Source organism: Neptuniibacter halophilus (genome assembly GCF_030295765.1).
Taxonomy (GTDB): domain Bacteria; phylum Pseudomonadota; class Gammaproteobacteria; order Pseudomonadales; family Balneatricaceae; genus Neptuniibacter; species Neptuniibacter halophilus.
Genome location: NZ_AP027292.1, coordinates 3,261,758 through 3,280,001, shown reverse-complemented (window position 1 = coordinate 3,280,001; position 18,244 = coordinate 3,261,758). Strand labels below are relative to the sequence as shown.

The 18,244-nt window shown below is 55.0% G+C and carries 13 protein-coding genes; 9 read left to right on the top strand and 4 right to left on the bottom strand.

From position 1 onward, the window contains the following. Positions 1-140 precede the first annotated feature (140 nt). The gene (gene gltX / locus QUD59_RS15330; protein WP_286238044.1) at positions 141-1,643 is read right to left on the bottom strand and encodes a glutamate--tRNA ligase; all 1,503 of its coding nucleotides are present in this window, start codon (positions 1,641-1,643) and stop codon (positions 141-143) included. A 98-nt stretch (positions 1,644-1,741) separates the two neighbouring features. Beyond that, a complete protein-coding gene (locus QUD59_RS15325) occupies positions 1,742-2,131 on the bottom strand; it encodes a diacylglycerol kinase (protein WP_286238041.1) in 390 nt (129 codons plus the stop codon). A gap of 151 nt (positions 2,132-2,282) precedes the next feature. On the opposite strand from QUD59_RS15325, the gene dusA reads away from it, so the two are divergent. From dusA to QUD59_RS15295, 6 genes are all read left to right on the top strand, one after another. Further along, positions 2,283-3,266, top strand: a complete 984-nt coding sequence (gene dusA, locus QUD59_RS15320) for a tRNA dihydrouridine(20/20a) synthase DusA (RefSeq protein ID WP_286238040.1) — start codon at positions 2,283-2,285, stop codon at positions 3,264-3,266. A gap of 18 nt (positions 3,267-3,284) precedes the next feature. Continuing rightward, positions 3,285-4,232 (top strand): transaldolase, encoded by a 948-nt coding sequence (gene tal / locus QUD59_RS15315; protein ID WP_286238039.1) that lies wholly within the window; start codon positions 3,285-3,287, stop codon positions 4,230-4,232. A 102-nt stretch (positions 4,233-4,334) separates the two neighbouring features. Beyond that, positions 4,335-6,026: an HAD family hydrolase gene (locus QUD59_RS15310; protein WP_286238038.1), complete on the top strand. Its 1,692-nt coding sequence runs from the start codon at positions 4,335-4,337 to the stop codon at positions 6,024-6,026. Between the two features lie 83 nt (positions 6,027-6,109). Next, positions 6,110-7,036, top strand: a complete 927-nt coding sequence (locus QUD59_RS15305; RefSeq protein ID WP_286238037.1) for a DUF808 domain-containing protein — start codon at positions 6,110-6,112, stop codon at positions 7,034-7,036. Between the two features lie 384 nt (positions 7,037-7,420). Then, positions 7,421-8,848 (top strand): xanthine/uracil/vitamin C permease, encoded by a 1,428-nt coding sequence (locus QUD59_RS15300; RefSeq protein WP_286238036.1) that lies wholly within the window; start codon positions 7,421-7,423, stop codon positions 8,846-8,848. Positions 8,849-9,055: 207 nt separating this feature from the next. Next, positions 9,056-10,348 carry an NCS2 family permease gene (locus QUD59_RS15295; protein ID WP_286238035.1) on the top strand — a complete coding sequence of 431 codons (1,293 nt, stop codon included), beginning with the start codon at positions 9,056-9,058 and terminating at the stop codon, positions 10,346-10,348. Between the two features lie 219 nt (positions 10,349-10,567). On the opposite strand, the gene QUD59_RS15290 is transcribed toward QUD59_RS15295, so the two are convergent. Further along, positions 10,568-11,278, bottom strand: coding sequence for a response regulator transcription factor (locus QUD59_RS15290; protein ID WP_286238034.1), 711 nt, complete (start codon positions 11,276-11,278; stop codon positions 10,568-10,570). Further along, positions 11,275-14,169, bottom strand: a complete 2,895-nt coding sequence (locus tag QUD59_RS15285) for a cache domain-containing protein (protein WP_286238027.1) — start codon at positions 14,167-14,169, stop codon at positions 11,275-11,277. The genes QUD59_RS15290 and QUD59_RS15285 overlap by 4 nt, the downstream gene beginning before the upstream one ends. 639 nt (positions 14,170-14,808) lie before the next feature. Between QUD59_RS15285 and QUD59_RS15280 the strand changes: the two genes are divergently transcribed. The 3 genes from QUD59_RS15280 (at position 14,809) to QUD59_RS15270 (ending at position 18,231) form a co-directional block, all read left to right on the top strand. After that, complete coding sequence (locus QUD59_RS15280; RefSeq protein ID WP_434025559.1) at positions 14,809-16,464, top strand: acyl-CoA synthetase; 1,656 nt, start codon at positions 14,809-14,811, stop codon at positions 16,462-16,464. A gap of 76 nt (positions 16,465-16,540) precedes the next feature. Next, the gene (locus QUD59_RS15275) at positions 16,541-17,290 is read left to right on the top strand and encodes an electron transfer flavoprotein subunit beta/FixA family protein (protein WP_286238026.1); all 750 of its coding nucleotides are present in this window, start codon (positions 16,541-16,543) and stop codon (positions 17,288-17,290) included. A gap of 8 nt (positions 17,291-17,298) precedes the next feature. Beyond that, positions 17,299-18,231, top strand: coding sequence for an electron transfer flavoprotein subunit alpha/FixB family protein (locus QUD59_RS15270; protein ID WP_286238024.1), 933 nt, complete (start codon positions 17,299-17,301; stop codon positions 18,229-18,231). Positions 18,232-18,244: the final 13 nt, after the last annotated feature.

Genomic DNA, 18,244 nt, shown 5'->3' with positions numbered 1-18,244 from the left:
CAGAACCTCGAAAAGACAGCAACAGTCATTAGTTATAATAGTTTCAGTACAGCACACAAGGCTGCTTTTTGACTAAATTCTGCTTAATTGATGCACCGCAGAGAAAAAAACCCGCCGTAGCGGGTTTCTTCCAGACCTTGTTAGCCTTCGATCTGACTACTCAGATCACGGTATTCTTTTTCCCAGCGCTTGGCTTCCTTCTTAGAAGGGCCACCCAGCACATTCACAGCGTGACGCAGACGGGCACGGGTCATATCCGGGCCGAGAATCGCCATGGAGTCCATTACCGAAACGGTCTGGTTTGTACCGGCAACAGCAATAAACAACGGGAACAGGAAGTCACGAATCTTAAAGCCCATCGCTTCGGCAAGTTGTTTTAGCTGTGAGAACAAACGGTCCTTATTCCACTGGTTTTCAGTATCCAGCAACCATACTGCATATTGCAGCATCCGGCGGATATCGTCTTTCTCCAGTGATTTGTGCTCAAAATCAGCTTCAGAGATATCCAGCATGCCAGACAGGAAGAAGCTCGCCAGCGGTGCCACATCAGACAGTTTTTCAACCCGCTGCTGAATCAGCGGCACGATCTGCATCAGGTATTCCGGGTTCAGCGCCCACTCCTGAAACTTAGCGGCAAACTGCGCCGCATCCAGATCTTCACGCAACCACAGGCCGTTCAACCAACTCAGTTTGTCCTGATCAAAAATAGGACCGCCCAGAGAAACACGCTGGATATCAAAGTTATCGAACATCTGCTGACGGGTGAATTTTTCACTCTCATCCGGCATCGACCAGCCCATACGGCCCAGATAGTTGAGCAGCGCTTCCGGCAGGAAGCCCATGCGCTGGTAGTAAAGGATACTGGTCGGGTTCTTACGCTTAGACAGCTTGGATTTATCCGGGTTACGCAGCAGTGGCATATGACAAAGCTTAGGCATCTCCCAGCCAAAGTACTGGTACAGCAGCTTGTGCTTAGGCGCGGAGTTGATCCACTCTTCACCACGAATCACATGGGTGATCTGCATCTGGTGGTCATCGACCACGTTCGCCAGATGATAGGTAGGCATACCATCGGATTTCAGCAGAATCTGTGCATCCACCATGCCCCAGTCCAGCTCGATCGTGCCACGCAGCATATCTTCCACTTCGCAGGCACCTTCCTCTTCCGGAACCACCATACGAATCACATAAGAGGCACCCGCCGCCTGACGTTTTTCAACTTCATCAGCCGGCAGCGCCAGATCGCTCTGTTTCAGCGCAGTGTGGCCACCCGCCGCGCGGCGTGCATTACGCAGTTCATCGAGCTCTTCAGCGGTACGGTAGCAGACAAACGCCTTACCCTCTTCCACCAGTTGCAGCGCATATTTAGCGTAATCGTTTTTACGTTCACTCTGACGATAAGGACCGTGTGGACCGCCCACATCCGGCCCCTCATCCCACTCCAGACCGAGCCAGCGCAGGGAATCCAGGATCTTCTGTTCCGATTCCGCCGTGCTGCGTGTCTGATCGGTATCTTCGATTCGCAGAATAAACTGGCCGCCGTGCTGACGGGCAAATGCGAGGTTGAACAGCGCGATGTAGGCGGTGCCTACGTGAGGGTCACCTGTTGGAGAAGGTGCAACACGGGTACGAACGGTTGTCATTGGTGTCCTTGGAAATCAGAAATGAAAAACAGTGGCGGGAATTATATACGCAGTGGCCCTTACGGGGCCACTAGCAAAAGACTATCTCATGTCAGCAATCAGGCGTAGTTTTGCCAGAGCACGGCCCACCAGATCAGGGCACCCATACCCAGCGATACCAGAACAACAGCAGACCCCAGATCTTTCGCCAACCCTGCCAGTTCATGAAACTCGGTACCGGCGCGGTCTACCACCGCTTCAATCGCTGTATTGACCAGTTCAAAAGCCATCACCAACAGACAGGTACAGATCAGCGCAGCCAGTTGCATCGGCGACTGGGCGACAAAAAACGCCAGCGGTATCAGCACCGCACTGCCCCAGACCTCATAGCGGAAAGCAGGCTCCTGCGCATAAGCCGCTTTCAGCCCCTGCCAGGAGTAGATGGTCGCCAGATAAAACCGCTTAAAACCGGTAATCTTGGTGGTGTATCCATTTGTTTGTTCAGTCATAAGATTCACAATTCCTGATCGTCTCCGATACCTGATGGCACACAAGGCTATCACTTAAACAGAATATGCCCAACCCGGTGCAGCGTAAACGGCCCAGACAGTATATAATCGCCGCTTTGTTCAAGCCGTTAACCACACCAGCACAGCTTCAATGACCCAAGTTACTACCGATCTCAACCGCCGTTTTACCGTAGCTCCGATGATGGACTGGACTGACCGTCACTGCCGCTATTTTCACCGTATTCTCAGCAAGCAGGCAGTGCTGTATACCGAGATGGTCACCACCGGTGCGCTGATCCATGCGGAAGCGGATCGTTTCCTGCGTTACAACCCTGAGGAACAACCGGTTGCGCTGCAGTTGGGTGGCAGTAACCCTGCCGAGCTGGCGCAGTGTACCAGACTGGCGCAGGAGTACGGTTACAACGAGGTGAACCTTAATGTGGGTTGCCCCAGTGACCGGGTGCAGAACAACATGATCGGTGCCTGTCTGATGGCTCACCCGCAACAGGTGGCCGACTGTCTGCGCCAGATGCAGGCCGGGGTGGATATTCCGGTCACGGTTAAACATCGCCTCGGTATCGACGATATGGACAGCTACGAAGAGCTGGTGCAGTTTGTTGAAACCGTGCGCGAATCCGGCTGTGAGGTGTTTATCATCCACGCCCGTAAAGCGATCCTGCAGGGACTCAGCCCAAAAGAGAACCGCGACATTCCGCCCCTCAAGTATGAGTGGGTCTACCGGATTAAGCAGGCTTACCCTGAGCTGGAAGTACATATCAACGGCGGGATTAAAACCCTTGCAGAGTGTCACACACACCTGCAACATGTTGATGGTGTAATGCTGGGGCGTGAAGCCTATCAGAATCCCTACCTGCTGGCAGAGGTCGACCGTGAATTCTACGGTTGCGAAGAAGCACCGATCAGCCGAAAGGCCGCGGCGCTGGCCATGCTGCCCTACATTGAGCAGGAGCTGGAAAAGGGAACCCCGATCAACCATATCGTTCGTCATATGCTGGGGCTGTTTCATGCTCAGCGCGGCGGAAAGCAGTTCCGTCGGTATATCAGCGAGAACGCCCATAAACCCGGCGCCGGTAGCGAAGTATTACTGGCCGCTCTGGAACGCGTTCCCGATTAGTCATGGATTAGGAAAAAGATGAGTCAGTTAGAGAAGCTAAAACAGATCACCACGGTTGTTGCTGATACCGGCGACATCGAAGCGATTGCCCGGTTCAAACCGGTAGACGCGACCACCAACCCTTCCCTGCTGCTGAAAGCGGCGCAACTGCCACAGTACGCAGATCTGCTACCCGCTGCTAAAAGCTGGGCGCAGGCACAGGGCGGCAGCGATCAGGATCAGTTGGACAACATGACTGACCGTCTGGCGGTTGAAATCGGTAAAGAGATCCTGAAGATCATTCCGGGCCGCATCTCTACTGAAGTTGATGCCCGCCTCTCGTTCGATAAAGAGGCCACCCTGAAGCGCGCCCGTAAACTGATCGCGCTGTATGAAGAAGCCGATATCAGCCGTGAACGCATTCTGATCAAAATCGCTTCTACCTGGGAAGGCATTCAGGCGGCCCGCGAACTGGAACAGGAAGGGATCAACTGTAACCTGACTCTGCTGTTCAGCTTTGCTCAGGCGGCGGCCTGTGCCGATGCCGGTGTTTACCTGATCTCACCTTTTGTTGGCCGTATTCTGGACTGGTTCAAGGCCAACCGTGAAGGTGATTTCAGCGGCGCCAACGATCCCGGTGTACAGTCTGTCAGCGGTATCTACAACTACTACAAAGCCAACGGCTACAACACCATCGTGATGGGTGCCAGCTTCCGTAATATCAGTGAGATTCAGGAACTGGCAGGCTGTGACCGCCTGACCATCGCTCCGGCACTGATGCAGGAACTGGAAGAATCCGGTGACGATCTGCCAGCCAAACTCTCGGCTGCTACGGCACAGTCTGAGCAGGGCAAACTGGCCCTGAGCGAAGCGGAGTTCCGCTGGATGATGAACGAAGATGCCATGGCCACTGAAAAGCTGGCTGAAGGTATTCGCAACTTCGCTGCCGACCAGATCAAACTGGAACAGCTTCTGGCCAATATCTGATCGGCTAAAGACTCAGCGCTGGTTTTTCCGGCGCTGACCTTCCCTTCTGCTGTCTATACTGAAACCCGGACCGTCCCTTTTTCGGCTCAGGAGAGATCAGTAATGGATAGCCTTTTACTCCCCTACCCCAAAGTGATGCTGTTCGACTGGCACGGTACGCTGGTCGATACCCATGGCGCCATGTATCAGGCAATTGAAGAGATGCTGGCCCAGCTTGATGAGCTGGATCTGGTTCGGCATATTTTGCCGGAAGAGGACGCCAACACCGAAGATGATGAAAAACTGATCCGCTATATCCGTATCTACCGCCACCTTCACCCCCGGGTGCTGGCCGAGCAACGAATCTCGCGCACCGATGTTTTCGAGGTACTGTTTGGCGATAACCCGGAAGCCAACGCCATTGCACATAAGGCCTACAACGACTGCTACCGGAACCATTACGGCGAGGTAAAACCGTTTCAGGCGGGCATGTACGAATACCTCTGCTACCTGAAAGAGCTGGGCATTAAACTCGGAGTAGTTACCAACCGCAGCCGGGAGTTTCTCGACCCGGAACTGGCCTGCGTCGAGCAGGGGCGCTGGCAGGGGCTGTTTGATGTCACCCTCTGCGGAGATGAAATGTGGCACTACAAACCCGCGCCGGATTCTATGCAGCAGGCCGCCGAATCGATTGGCGAACGGGCCAGCCGGCAGCTCTGGTATATCGGTGACAGTGTTACCGATATGATGACCGCAACCCGTGCCGGAGTCAGCAAGGTATTCTATAACGGCGCCCTGTGGACGCCACACTGGTTTGAGCAGACTTTCTCGCAGCAGGGCCAGCACCGCTGTGACCCGGACATCATCATCGATGATTTTGATGAGCTGCTCGATCTGGTGCTGCAGAGTCAGGATAACCCCTTCACTGAGGAACAGCGCCAGCAGCGCCCGCCGCGTCTGCCGCCGCGACAGCTTCAGCCTCCCCGCCAGGAACCGGACTGGCATCCGGCTGTCGCCCGACTGACCTACCCCAAAGTGGTGCTGTTCGACTGGCATGCAACGCTGGTAGATACCCTCGACGCGATGTATCACGCCGTCGACGATATGCTCAAAGAACTGAAACAGATGGGCCTGCTGGAGCAACTGGTGGATTCCGCACAATGCAAATCACCGGACGATCAGCGTCTGGTCGAGTATGTTCGTGACAACCTCAGCCTGCACCCGAAAATCAAACTCGACCGTAAGATCTCCCGCACCGATATCTTCGAAATTCTGTTTGCCGACAACGAAATAGCCAAACAACTGGCGCATAAAGGCTTTACTGAGCATTACCGCAAATACTATGGCAACGCCCTGCCTTTTGAAGCCAAGGTCAAACAGATGCTGGAAGGGCTGCGCAAACTCGGCCTGACCGTTGGTGTCATTACCAACCGCGACCGGGAGTTCTTTCTGCACGAACTGAATACGGTGGATGGCAGCTGGGCTCATCTGTTTGATACCGAAATCTGTGGTGATGACACCCGGCGCCGCAAACCCCATACCGATCAGATTCTCAAGGCCGCCGATAACCTCAACTTCAATCCGGACGCGGATATCTGGTATGTAGGAGACAGCACCACCGATGTGATCGCCGCGAAATCCGCCGGCATCACCAGCGTCTTCTTCAACGGCGCCCAATGGGATCAGCCCTGGCTGAATAAGATCTTTCCGGGTAACGAGCGCTACCCTTATAAACCCGATGTGGTAGTCAATGACTTTGCTGAATTCTGGGCGCTGATTCTCTCCTGCCGCAAGCGCAGCCTGCATCAGGATTGAAACGTCAAATCAGGTAAGACAAGCATCACCCGGATTGAGTATGATCAGAACCATTAACTGACCGGAACCAGACAGGGATTTTCATGGCCGCCTCAAACCTGCTTGCCTTAATTGACGATATCGCCACCCTCCTTGATGACGTGGCTGCGATGAGCAAAGTAGCCGCGCGAAAGACCGCCGGTGTACTCGGGGATGATCTGGCCCTGAATGCGGAGCAGGTCTCCGGAGTGCGGGCCGACCGGGAACTGCCGGTGGTCTGGGCAGTGGCCAAAGGCTCCCTGCTGAACAAGGCAATTCTGGTTCCGGCAGCACTGGCGATCAGTTACTTTATTCCCTGGCTGATCACCCCGCTGCTGATGCTCGGCGGCCTGTTTCTCTGCTTCGAGGGGGCCGAAAAGCTGGCGCATAAATTTCTGCATAGCAGCGAAGAGCGGGAACAGCACCATAGCGAACTGAATCAGGCGATCAGTGATGAGCAGGTCGATCTGGTCGCCTTTGAAAAACAGAAGATTAAAGGTGCGATCCGCACCGACTTTATCCTCTCTGCAGAGATCATCGTCATCACCCTCGGAACCGTCGCCGGTGCCAGCCTGATCACCCAGTTGGGCGTGCTGATCGGCCTTTCAATTCTGATTACAGTCGGTGTTTATGGACTGGTCGCGGGCATCGTCAAACTGGATGATCTGGGGCTCTATCTGTATGAGAAAGCCGATGCCTCTGATCTCCAGAAACGCGTCGGTCTGGGTATTCTCAAAGCCGCGCCGATGTTGATGAAAACCCTCGCCGTAGTCGGCACTATTGCCATGTTTATGGTCGGTGGCGGCATTCTCGCCCATGGCCTGCCTTTTCTTCATCATGCGATAGAGGCGCTGACTCACAATCTGAGCGGGATCACAGCGGTACTGCTCAGCACTCTGCTGGAAGCCCTCTCCGGTGTCTTCGCCGGTGCCATTCTGGTGCTGCTGATAACACTGGGTCAGAAGCTGTTCTGCCGTAACCGTGCCACCTGATCAGCGCCGCCTGACTGTCCCTTTATTGTCATAGAAGGTCGATCTCTGGCTGCACAAACAGGCCCGGTCGCCGAAGCTGACACGGGTTGAGTCCCTGACCCCGCCCACTATTTTGGGCTTTCCGGTCTTTCTCAGACTGGCCGCGGCGATTCTCTGAGGGAGGTTTAGCGCATAAGCCTAAAGCATAAGCCCCTTGTTACATTTGGTTAACTTTTCGAAAACATTCCGAAAAACTCTTCCTGTCTACTAAAGCTGCACAAAAAGAAGGCAGTTGAATCCGGGCCTGACCGCCGGTTTTCCGGGCGGCCGTTAACCCTGCCTCAGTTGCCATTCTGCTCCTGCACTCTGCACCGATAAAAATAACGCTGTGAAAAGGAAGACCCTATGCAACTCTTGAAACGACAGGTTGGCGCCGAGCAACCCTACTGGAAAGCCGGCCCATTCAAAATCCGTCTGCCGTTCGTACACTACCGCTGGGAAACCCCGGAGATGATCCAGGGCCTGGTCATGTTTGTTGTTGGCCTGGCCATGATTCCGCTGCTGGAAAAATACCTGGGTATGCCTTACGAAGCGGCGCTGGCATTCACCTTTGTCGCAGGCCTCGGCTACATGCTGCCCGCCCTGCTCGGCGTACCGCTGGTTCCCGGCTGGATCACCCCGGCCATTCCGGTAGTACTGCTCTACCTGAAAGGCTTTGAGCCAGGGCCGGAAGCCATCAAGGCACTGTTTGCCCTGCAACTGGAAGTAACCATCATCTTCCTGTTTCTCGGGGTTACCCGTCTGGGTTCCAAACTGGTGAATGTGATCCCGAACTCGCTTAAATCCGGGATTATCATCGGTGCCGGTATTGCGGCGATGATGGGCGAGCTGAAAGTGGGCGGACGTATCGACTCGACCCCGATCTCCCTGATCATCGGCTCACTGGTTTCCGCCTATGTGCTGTTCTCACTCTCCTTTAAAAACGTGGTTGAATCCAACCCGCTGGCGAAGAAAATTGCTAACTTCGGTATGGTTCCGGGGATGATTCTGGCGATGGTCGTTGGCTGGATGGTCAGCGAATACCCGCTGCCGGATATCCAGTGGGGTATCACGCAGCCTGACTTCGGCCTGATGTGGCAGTACCTGACCTTCACGGTGGGCTTCCCCGGCTGGGATGTATTCCTGCTGGCGATCCCAACGGCGCTGATCGCTTACGTTATCGCCTTCGGTGACATTATTGTCGGCTTTACGCTGGTGAAACGTGTTGACCATATCCGTACCGATGAAGTGATTGAAGATAACGTCGACCGGGTACACATTGTGACTGCATTGCGTAACGCCCTGCACGCCTTCTTCGCGCCATGGCCGGGTCTGGCGGGTCCACTCTGGACGGCTGCCCACGCCACCGTAGCTGAACGTTATGCGATGGGCCGCAAAGCAATGGACTCAATTTACAGTGGCGGCGGCACCTTCTGGGTGACCGGTATGATCGCGCTGTTTATCCTGCCGCTGGTGACCCTGTTTAAACCGGTGCTGCCGATTGCCCTGTCGCTAACACTGGTTCTGACCGCTTATATCTGCATCATGGTGGGTATGGAACAGTTGAAGAACTCTGTCGAGCGAGGTGTCGCCGGTATTGTGGCGGTCACACTGGCCATGCCGGATCCGAAATCCACCGTATATGCGGTAGCGATTGGTCTGATTCTTTACTTCCTGATCGAGCGTCCGAAACTGCTGGGCAAGCACAACCCTAAGGATGAGGTGATCTTTGCTGACGGCGAAGAGGAAGCCGCTCAGATGCAGAACAAAGAGAAAGAGAAGGCCGAAGCCTGATCTCCCTGCGGATACCTTTCGCTGCGGCGGAGGGTATCCGGCCCGTTTTGTTGAGCCCTCACGTCCGCCTCTGCCCATCCTCTCCGCGTATATACACCCTTCCGTTCTGACCGAAATTGCGCTAATTCTGAACGATTTTAGTACGACTTTTGGCGAATTTACGGCTAAAATGCACTGCTTTGTTCCCCCACAGAGCACTGATTAATCATGCTGGAAAAACTGTTTAAGCTCAAAGAGCACAACACCAATGTAAAAACAGAAGTGATTGCCGGAGTCACCACCTTCCTGACCATGGCTTACATCATCTTCGTTAACCCGAGCATGCTGGCAGCAGCCGGTATGGATCAGGGCGCCGTATTCGTTGCCACCTGTCTGGCCGCCGCAATCGGCTGTCTGATCATGGGTCTCTGGGCCAACTATCCGGTTGCCATGGCACCGGGTATGGGTCTTAACGCCTTCTTCAGTTTCACGGTCGTCGGCCAGATGGGCTATAGCTGGCAGGTCGCGCTGGGAGCGGTATTTCTCTCCGGCGTATGCTTTTTCCTCCTGTCGGTCTTCCGCATCCGAGAATGGATCATTCACAGCATTCCACTGTCACTGCGTGGCGGCATCGGTGCCGGTATCGGGCTGTTCCTGGCGTTCATCGCGCTGAAAAACGCCGGTATTGTCGTTGATAACCCGGCCACACTGGTGCATATCGGTGATATGACCAGTTGGAGCGCAATCATGGCCTGCCTCGGCTTTGTCGTTATTGCGGCACTTTACCACCGCCGCGTCACCGGCTCGGTGATGATCGGTATCCTGCTGATCACCGTCATCAGTATTCTGGCGGGTCAGGTTGAGCTGCACGGCGTGGTTTCTGCGCCACCGAGTCTGGCCCCTACCTTTGCTCAGCTCGATATCGGCGCTGCGCTTGAAGTGGGCCTGATCGCGATCGTCTTCTCCTTCCTGTTTGTTGACCTGTTCGACACCTCTGGTACGCTGATTGCCGTGGCGCAGAAAGGTGATCTGCTGGATAAGGATAACAAGCTGCCACGTCTGGGCCGTGCGCTGATGGCGGATTCCGGTGCCACCATGGCCGGTGCCGTTATGGGTACATCAACCACCACCAGCTATATTGAATCCGGCGCAGGTATTGCGGCGGGTGGCCGTACCGGTCTGACCGCCGTAGTGGTAGGTGTGCTGTTCCTGCTGTCGCTGTTCCTGTCGCCGCTGGCAGGTACTATTCCGGCTTACGCAACGGCGCCTGCGCTGTTCTTCGTTTCGGTACTGATGACACACAGTCTGGTTAAGATCGACTGGGATGACATCACCGAAGCGGCACCGGTTGTGATTGCGGCAGTGACTATGCCCCTGACCTTCTCCATTACTACCGGTATTGCACTGGGCTTTATCTCTTACTCAGCTCTGAAGATCCTGACCGGTCGTATCAGCGCGCTGAATTCAGCGATGCTGATCCTGCCTGTGCTGTTTATCGTTAAGATGGCGTTTTACGGTTAATCCCGACTCATCGCATTCAGAAACGGGGCCTGATGGCCCCGTTTTTTTCTGGTTAGCCTTAACCCTTTTCTTTGGAAGCAGTGATCTTCGAGCCGGGGCGTTGTCTTAAGCATACGCTGCTGATTCGTCCCTTCCGTTTAGCCTTGTTGGTTGTCCTTTCGGGTTCGCCTTGTTGGCGAGTCAGGGTATTGGGGCGGCTTTTTTGATGACATTAACGCCCTATTCCCAGCGCACCTCAGTGGTAAACATATACCCGGCACCATAAACGGTTTTGATCAGCTCCGGGTGCTGCGGGTCAGACTCAATCTTCTTGCGTAAACGGGACATACGTACATCGATACTGCGGTCATAAGGTACACAGTTCTCGCCCAGCAACTGATCCCGGGAAAGAATCTGGTAGGGATGGCGCAGAAGCGCCAGCAGCATATCGCCTTCGGCACGGCTGAGAGACTCGTCCGGCCGCTCGGGGTGCTTCAGGTTGAGCGATTCCGGCTGAAAGGTCCAGTTGGCAAAACAGGCCACTCTGGGCTGATCGGTCTGAGTGCTTTGCTGTTTGCGTATCCGGCGTAGCAGACTCTGCACCCGCGCGACCAGTTCGCGGGGTTCAAACGGTTTAGTAATGTAATCATCGGCGCCAAACTCAAGGCCCAGCACGCGATCCGCCAGTCCATCCCGTCCGGAAACAATAATCACCCCGACCTCTTTACTCTCCAGTCGGCGCACCAGCTCCATGCCATCCATATCCGGAAGATTAAGATCAACAATACAGACCGATGGCAGGGTTCGCTCCAGTGCCTGCAGCGCGGTTTCTGCGTTACTGAAATAGCGGGCCTGATAACGAAAACCGGTCAGCGTAGAACAGATCAACTGACCCAGATCTTCTTCATCCTCAATTACATAGATCAACGGAGTAGTAATAGCCGATGTCATCTGTTTCCCTCATCACTCATCGCAGCCATTTGAGAGGCGATTGCGCGTTCCAGCGCGGCGCTATCAAATGGCTTTTGCAGCAGGATATAGCCAAATTCGGTCTCGGGGGGTGTCTCGCTGTAGCCGGTCATAATAATGGCAAACGCGTCGGGGTAAAGCAGTTTAACCGCCCCCACCACATCGTGGCCGGTCGCACTGCCCGGCATGATGACATCAGATACCACCCCCGCCAGTTGCTCCAGCCCGGTGAGCAGCGCCAGCGCCTCGTCACCACTGGCGGCCTCAATCACCGCAAAGCCCTGAGCCATTATCTGCCGGCGTACCAGTTTGCGCACATCCTCATTGTCTTCCACCAGCAGTACCAGCGCGCTCTCCGGTCGTTTCGACAGGGTCTGCTCCGGTGCCGGTAAGCTCACCGGTTTGCGCTCATCCGTGACATCGACCGCGGGCAGCAGGATATCGATCCGCGCCCCCTGCACGCCGCTTTCCAACTGATCGCGGTTACCAATGCGCAGATACCCGTGCGACTGGCTGACAAAGCCGTAAACCATACTCAGCCCGAGGCCTGAACCAGCACCAGTTGCTTTGGTGGTAAAGAAAGGCTCACAGGCTTTTTCCAGTGCTTCGGGGCTGAAACCCTCACCGCTGTCGAGCATAGTGATCAGTACGTAGTGCCCCGGTTTGACCTCATCTCCCCAGAAAGCGCTGTGATCTTCCGCTCGCCGGCAGTCAAAACCACTGACCTGAAGCAGCAACTCCCCGCCACGGGGCATCGCATCCGCCGCATTAAGGCTGAGGTTAACCAGTGCATCCTCCATCTGTGCCGGATCGGCGAACAGATCCGGTGTATTCGGCCTGATCTCAGTTTTCAGCCGGATATTATCCGGCAAGGGAGCAGCCAGCAGATCGACCAGTTCACTGATCAGTTGCTCTGGTTGAACACGACCGGGCTGCAGTGGCTGGCGCCGGGAGAAAGCCAGCAGGCGTTTAGTCATATCCGCCCCACGCCGGGTTGCACGGATCGCAGGAACCAGATTCTGCTGTACCTCTTCACCCAGTTCGCGGTTCTGCTGCAGCTCCAGAAGGTTACCGAGAATAATGGTCAGCAGATTATTAAAGTCATGGGCCAGGCCACCGGACATCTGCCCGACCGCTTTCATCTTACTGGCCTCAGCCATCCGCTTCTCCGCTAAGCGTTCGTGAGTAATATCGATGGAGAGGCTGAGCATCCCCTCGACTTCGCTGCGCAGATTATAAAATGGCAGCACAGTTCGCCGGGTAATCATCTCCTCACCCTGATGGTTCAGGCGATACTCATACACCGGGCTCTCGCCCTGCATCGCCTTCTGCAGATAGGGCTGCAGGTCGGCACTCATTTTCTCACCCACTACTGCGCTGAAAGTTTTGCCAACGATGCCGCTCTTAGTCTGACCAAACATCTCGCGGTAGGGGCGGTTAGCAAAGATATAGCGTTGCTCTGTATCGAGATACGCCACCTGCGCAGGCAGCGCATCCAGAATCAGCCGCTGCCGGGTTTCTACCGCACGCAACTCATCCTGCGCCAGTTGCAGTGAGTCCACCGCCTCCTGCAACTGACTGTTCGACTCGGACAACTCATGGGTCCGGGACTGCACCCGGCTGTTCAGGGTCTGGATATTGTCGCGCAGCCGGTCGACCATAAAATCAAACGATTCAGCCAGTACACCCAGTTCATCATCACGCTGAATCGCTGTTTTTGCCGACAGATCGCCCCGGCTGATCTTATACGCAGTCAGGGACAACCGTTTGATCGGTGCCGTGAGCCACTCCGCAAACAGAAATGCCGCGACCACCGCCGCCAGCAAGGCGAAAAAGCCCATCGCCAGAATCCGCTGGCTCAACTGCACCGAACTGCTCTGCAGGTCATCCAGATAGACCGAAGAACTGATATACCAGTCAAAGCCGGACAGATGCCTGACCAGCGAGAGTTTCTCATAGATGTAATTGCCCTGATCATCCGGCCGGTCCCACTTGTAATAAAGCTCGGCTCCGGTATCCGCCACATCAATCAGGTCCTGATAGATCGGCCGCCCGGTAACCGGATTACGCTGGGTTTTGAAGTTAATACCGTGAATATTCGGATTAGGGTGGAACAGCATATTGCCGTCAGAATCAAACACAAACAGATAGCCGCTGCGGGCAATCTTGATATCCTTGAGCGCCTGATTGATCTCCAGAATCGCCTGCTGCTTACGCGCGGCAACCTCCGCTTCAACATCATCCAGATAGACGCCGGCCCCCATCACAAAACGCCATTCGGGGTAGTTCCGCACGTAGGAATATTTATCAAGAATGGTCTGCTGCTGGAGGCGGTTCCAGCGATATTTATAGAACCCTTCGCCGTCCCTTTTTGCCAGTTCCAGCAGGCCGGGGATGATCAGATTACCCTTTTCATCGCGAATATCCGCCATATCACTGTGCAGCAGATCAGGGTCAGGATGGGACAGCAGCTTGGCATCGTAACTGGCCACCCAGATGTAATTGCCGTTACCAAACTCGAACTGGCGCAGATCGTCGAATATTTTCTCCCAGATCTGTTCGTCCGGCAGCCCCGCAGCCCTTCCGTCACGCAGGCTCAGGGCAATATATTGCTGCGCCAGATCCAGCACCGACTGCAGGCGCTGTTCATGGGTCTGCAGGGTACGGTCAACATAGTTTTCAGTGCTGGCATACATGCGGTTAGCCAGATCATACACAACATTCAGCATCTGCCGGTTAGCGTTAAGTTCCAGCTTGAAAACGTTGTCTTTGATCAGGGGAACGCTGAACCAGTAGATAGCACCGAAGATACTGCTGATCAGTGCCAGCAATACAACAAAGAGACGGAGGGTGATCGAAGATTGACGGCGCATCCGGTTACTTTTTTTATAATTTTTATCTTTATTGGCAGGCGGAAAAGCACTGGCCGGTGCCTGGCGATATGACCGAATCCGCTGCGTATTCGCTCAAATGTATCACAAAGTGAAGCCCCCGCTAGCCGGTTGTTACATTTGGTTAGATTCGGCAAACAGTTACGCAAAGGTTTCTGCCTAGGGTAAGGCCCAACAAAATAACAATTCAAAGCGACTCAGCGGGTGCACGATCCGAGATCGTCAGCCCGGCTGCCACGCTGTAACAGGAATAGAAACAGCCCTGCCCGCAATTGTTCATCCATTTGCGCTGTCGCAGCCCGGGTTGTTGCACCATTCCTCAGCTTTTTCTGATTCAGCCTGTGGTGCAGTGTGGACCGCAGAAGGTCATGCCAGCAGCACTGAATCAGACAGCGGGTTCCGGGGGATCCACCTTGTCATTGTGCCAGATTGCGGGGTGGATCTCCTGGCTTAACGCCCACAACGGCAGGATGCCGGTCAGAATTGTTACCGATTTCAGCACAACAATGAGTGGAGCACCTGTGGCCCCGGCGACAGGTAATAACAACGCCCCAGGCTGGGTAACAGCCCAAAGGGGGAAGCGATGAGGAAATCAGTGTGAACGACTCTTTAGTAAGTGGCATGACCATGAATCCCGATTCAGCGTTTGAAAAGGATCTTGACCAGAATCAGGCGAACTATTCAGCCCTGACCCCGCTGACCTACCTGGAACGCGCCGCCAGCGTCTACCCGAACCGCACCGCCACCGTTCACGGTGAGATCCGCCGCACATGGGCGGAAACCAACAACCGTTGCAAACAGCTTGCCAGCGCACTGCAGAAGCAAGGGGTAATGCCGGGTGATGCAGTCTCTATCATGGCGCCGAATCTGGCGGAACACTTTGAAGTTCACTTTGCCGTGCCTATGTGTGGCGCGGTACTGAATTCAATCAATATCCGACTCGACGCTGAAGCGGTCGCCTTTATTCTCCGCCATGCCGAAACCCGGGTACTGATTACCGATCGCGAATTCAGCACGGTAGTTAAAGCCGCACTGGAGCTGCTGGAGCAGAAACCGCTGGTGATCGATATTGATGATCCCTACTGGACCGAAGGCGAGTTCATCGGCGAGATGACCTACGATCAGTTCCTTGAACAGGGCGATGCCGATTTCACCCCTTACCGGGTTCAGGATGAGTGGAACGCGATCACCCTGAATTACACCTCCGGTACCACCGGTGACCCTAAAGGGGTGGTTTATCACCACCGTGGCGCTTACCTGAACGCGGTCAGCAATGCGATCTCCTGGGGTATGGAACAGCATCCGGTCTACCTCTGGACCCTGCCGATGTTCCACTGTAACGGCTGGTGTTTCCCATGGACCATCGCAGCGATGGCCGGGGTCAGCGTTTGTCTGCGCCATGTCCGTGCCGATGATATTTTCAATGCTATCAAAAACGAGCAAGTGGGCTATTTCTGTGGTGCGCCGATCGTTCTGAACATGCTCAACTCTGCTGATGATGCACTCAAAGCCGGTATCGAGCATAAGGTTAAAGTGATGACCGCCGGCGCAGCACCACCGGCCGCAGTCATCGCCGGTATGGAATCTCTCGGCTTCAGCGTAACCCACGTTTACGGCCTGACTGAAACCTACGGCCCTTCCGTAGTTTGCGCCTGGCATGAAGAGTGGGATGACCGGTCTCTGGATGACAAAGCCCGCCTTAAATCCCGTCAGGGGGTGCGTGCACCGATGCTGGACGGCCTGATGGTCGCCGATCCGGTCACCATGAAACCGGTACCTAAAGATGGCACCACCATGGGTGAGATCTTTATGCAGGGCAATCTGGTGATGAAGGGTTATCTGAAAAACCCATCCACCACCGCCAAAGCCTTTGACGGTGGCTGGTTTCACTCCGGTGATCTGGCGGTGTGGCATGAAGATGGCTACATCGAGATCAAAGACCGCTCCAAAGATATCATCATCTCCGGTGGCGAAAATATCTCCTCCATTGAGGTGGAAGATGTGCTCTACCGTCACCCGCTGATTCAGGAAGCCGCCGTGGTTGCCAAAAATCACGAAAAATGGGGTGAAACCCCCTGCGCCTTTGTTTCCCTGAAAGACAGCGCCGACCGGGATATTACCGAGAAAGAGATTATCGATTTCTGCCGCGAACACATGGCGCACTTCAAGGCGCCAAAAGACATTGTTTTCGGCCCGCTGCCTAAAACCTCGACCGGAAAGATCCAGAAGTTCCTGCTGCGGGATCGCGCCAACGGCGAAGCCCCTGAGGAAAACTGATCTTCAATAACTGACAGCGTTCAACGCTCCCTGCGGCCGGCCTGCTCCGGCCTGCGGGGATCTGCGAGGTACCCGGATGAAAATAATAGTCACCGTAAAGCGTGTTATCGATTACAACGCCAAAGTGCGGGTAAAGGCGGATCAAACGGATGTCGATCTGAGCAACACCAAGATGGCGATCAATCCCTTTTGCGAAATCGCCGTTGAAGAGGCCGTGCGACTGAAAGAGAAAGGAATTGCCAGCGAGATAATCGTTGTCTCTGTCGGGCCCAAAGCCTGTCAGGAACAGATTCGTACCGCCCTCGCGCTGGGCGCTGATCGCGGTATTCAGATTGAGACCGATGCGTCACTCGACTCACTCTCTGTTGCCAAACTGCTGGCGGAAGTGATCCGGCAGGAACAACCGGATCTGATCATCAGTGGAAAACAGGCGATCGATTCCGACAACAACCAGACCGGTCAGATGCTGGCGGCGTTGCTGGATATGCCTCAGGGCACCTTTGCCTCCGATCTGAAAGTCAGTGATAACCGGATTGAGGTCATCCGCGAGGTAGACGGGGGTTTACAGACGATTGAGCTGCGCATGCCAGCCATCGTCACGACCGATCTTCGCCTGAATGAACCACGCTATGCCTCCCTGCCAAATATCATGAAGGCAAAGAAAAAGCCGCTCAGTGTCACCACACCGGAACAGCTCGGCATCACCCTGAAATCCCATACCCGGTTATTAAAAGTAACCGCACCGGCCAGCCGGCAGGCGGGCATCACCGTCAGCAGCGTCGATCAGTTGATCGACAAGCTGAGAACCGAAGCCAAAGTGATTTAGGGGGCTGCATGGCTATTCTGATTATTGCTGAACATGATAACCGCAGCCTCAAAACTGCAACCCTCAACACCGTTACCGCTGCCAGCCAGATGGGCGAAGAGCTGCACCTGCTGCTGGCCGGTTGTAACTGTAAGGTGATTGCTACCCGGGCCGCCGAAATAGAAGGTGTTGCCAAAGTTCTGCTGGCCGATGCCACCACCTATGAGCACCATCTTGCAGAAAATATGGCGCAACTGATTCTGGAACTGGCGCCGGGCTACAGCCATATCGTTGCCCCTGCCAGCAGCAGCGGTAAAGATATTCTGCCCCGGGTCGCGGCCCGGCTGAATGTGGCTCAGATCTCCGATATCACTGCCGTAGAATCCGCTGATACTTTTCAGCGGCCTATCTATGCCGGTAATGCGATCGCCACGGTGCAGTCGCTGGATCCGATCAAAGTGATTACGGTACGCAGCAGTGCCTTTACTGAAGCAGAGGCCTCTGCTGATAGCCCCGCCCCCATCCATGAACTTCATGCGTTCCATGATGCCCGGCTCTCCGAGTATGTGCGCTGCGAGCTGGTTGAATCCGAACGCCCGGAACTGACCTCTGCTCCGGTAGTAATCTCCGGCGGGCGGGGCATGGGTAACGGTGAAAACTTCCGCTTGCTGGAGCAGGTAGCCGACAAGCTCGGCGCGGCCGTGGGCGCATCCCGTGCTGCCGTAGACGCAGGCTTTGCACCCAATGACATGCAGGTGGGCCAGACCGGCAAGATCGTCGCCCCTGAGCTCTATATTGCGGTAGGTATCTCCGGCGCCATCCAGCATCTGGCGGGCATGAAAGACTCCGGGGTGATCGTCGCGATCAACAAAGATGAGGAAGCCCCGATCTTTTCCGTGGCGGACTACGGTCTGGTCGGCGACCTGTTTGAACTGATACCGGAGCTGCAACAGAAACTATAGCTTTACGACTTAT

Coding starts and splice junctions, on each gene's coding strand:
- QUD59_RS15275 (WP_286238026.1), top strand. CDS start 16,541: ATGAAAATAATAGTCACCGTAAAGCGTGTTATCGATTACAACGCCAAA.
- QUD59_RS15310 (WP_286238038.1), top strand. CDS start 4,335: ATGGATAGCCTTTTACTCCCCTACCCCAAAGTGATGCTGTTCGACTGG.
- dusA (WP_286238040.1), top strand. CDS start 2,283: ATGACCCAAGTTACTACCGATCTCAACCGCCGTTTTACCGTAGCTCCG.
- tal (WP_286238039.1), top strand. CDS start 3,285: ATGAGTCAGTTAGAGAAGCTAAAACAGATCACCACGGTTGTTGCTGAT.
- QUD59_RS15270 (WP_286238024.1), top strand. CDS start 17,299: ATGGCTATTCTGATTATTGCTGAACATGATAACCGCAGCCTCAAAACT.
- QUD59_RS15295 (WP_286238035.1), top strand. CDS start 9,056: ATGCTGGAAAAACTGTTTAAGCTCAAAGAGCACAACACCAATGTAAAA.
- gltX (WP_286238044.1), bottom strand. CDS start 1,643: ATGACAACCGTTCGTACCCGTGTTGCACCTTCTCCAACAGGTGACCCT.
- QUD59_RS15300 (WP_286238036.1), top strand. CDS start 7,421: ATGCAACTCTTGAAACGACAGGTTGGCGCCGAGCAACCCTACTGGAAA.
- QUD59_RS15285 (WP_286238027.1), bottom strand. CDS start 14,169: ATGCGCCGTCAATCTTCGATCACCCTCCGTCTCTTTGTTGTATTGCTG.
- QUD59_RS15290 (WP_286238034.1), bottom strand. CDS start 11,278: ATGACATCGGCTATTACTACTCCGTTGATCTATGTAATTGAGGATGAA.
- QUD59_RS15325 (WP_286238041.1), bottom strand. CDS start 2,131: ATGACTGAACAAACAAATGGATACACCACCAAGATTACCGGTTTTAAG.
- QUD59_RS15280 (WP_434025559.1), top strand. CDS start 14,809: ATGACCATGAATCCCGATTCAGCGTTTGAAAAGGATCTTGACCAGAAT.
- QUD59_RS15305 (WP_286238037.1), top strand. CDS start 6,110: ATGGCCGCCTCAAACCTGCTTGCCTTAATTGACGATATCGCCACCCTC.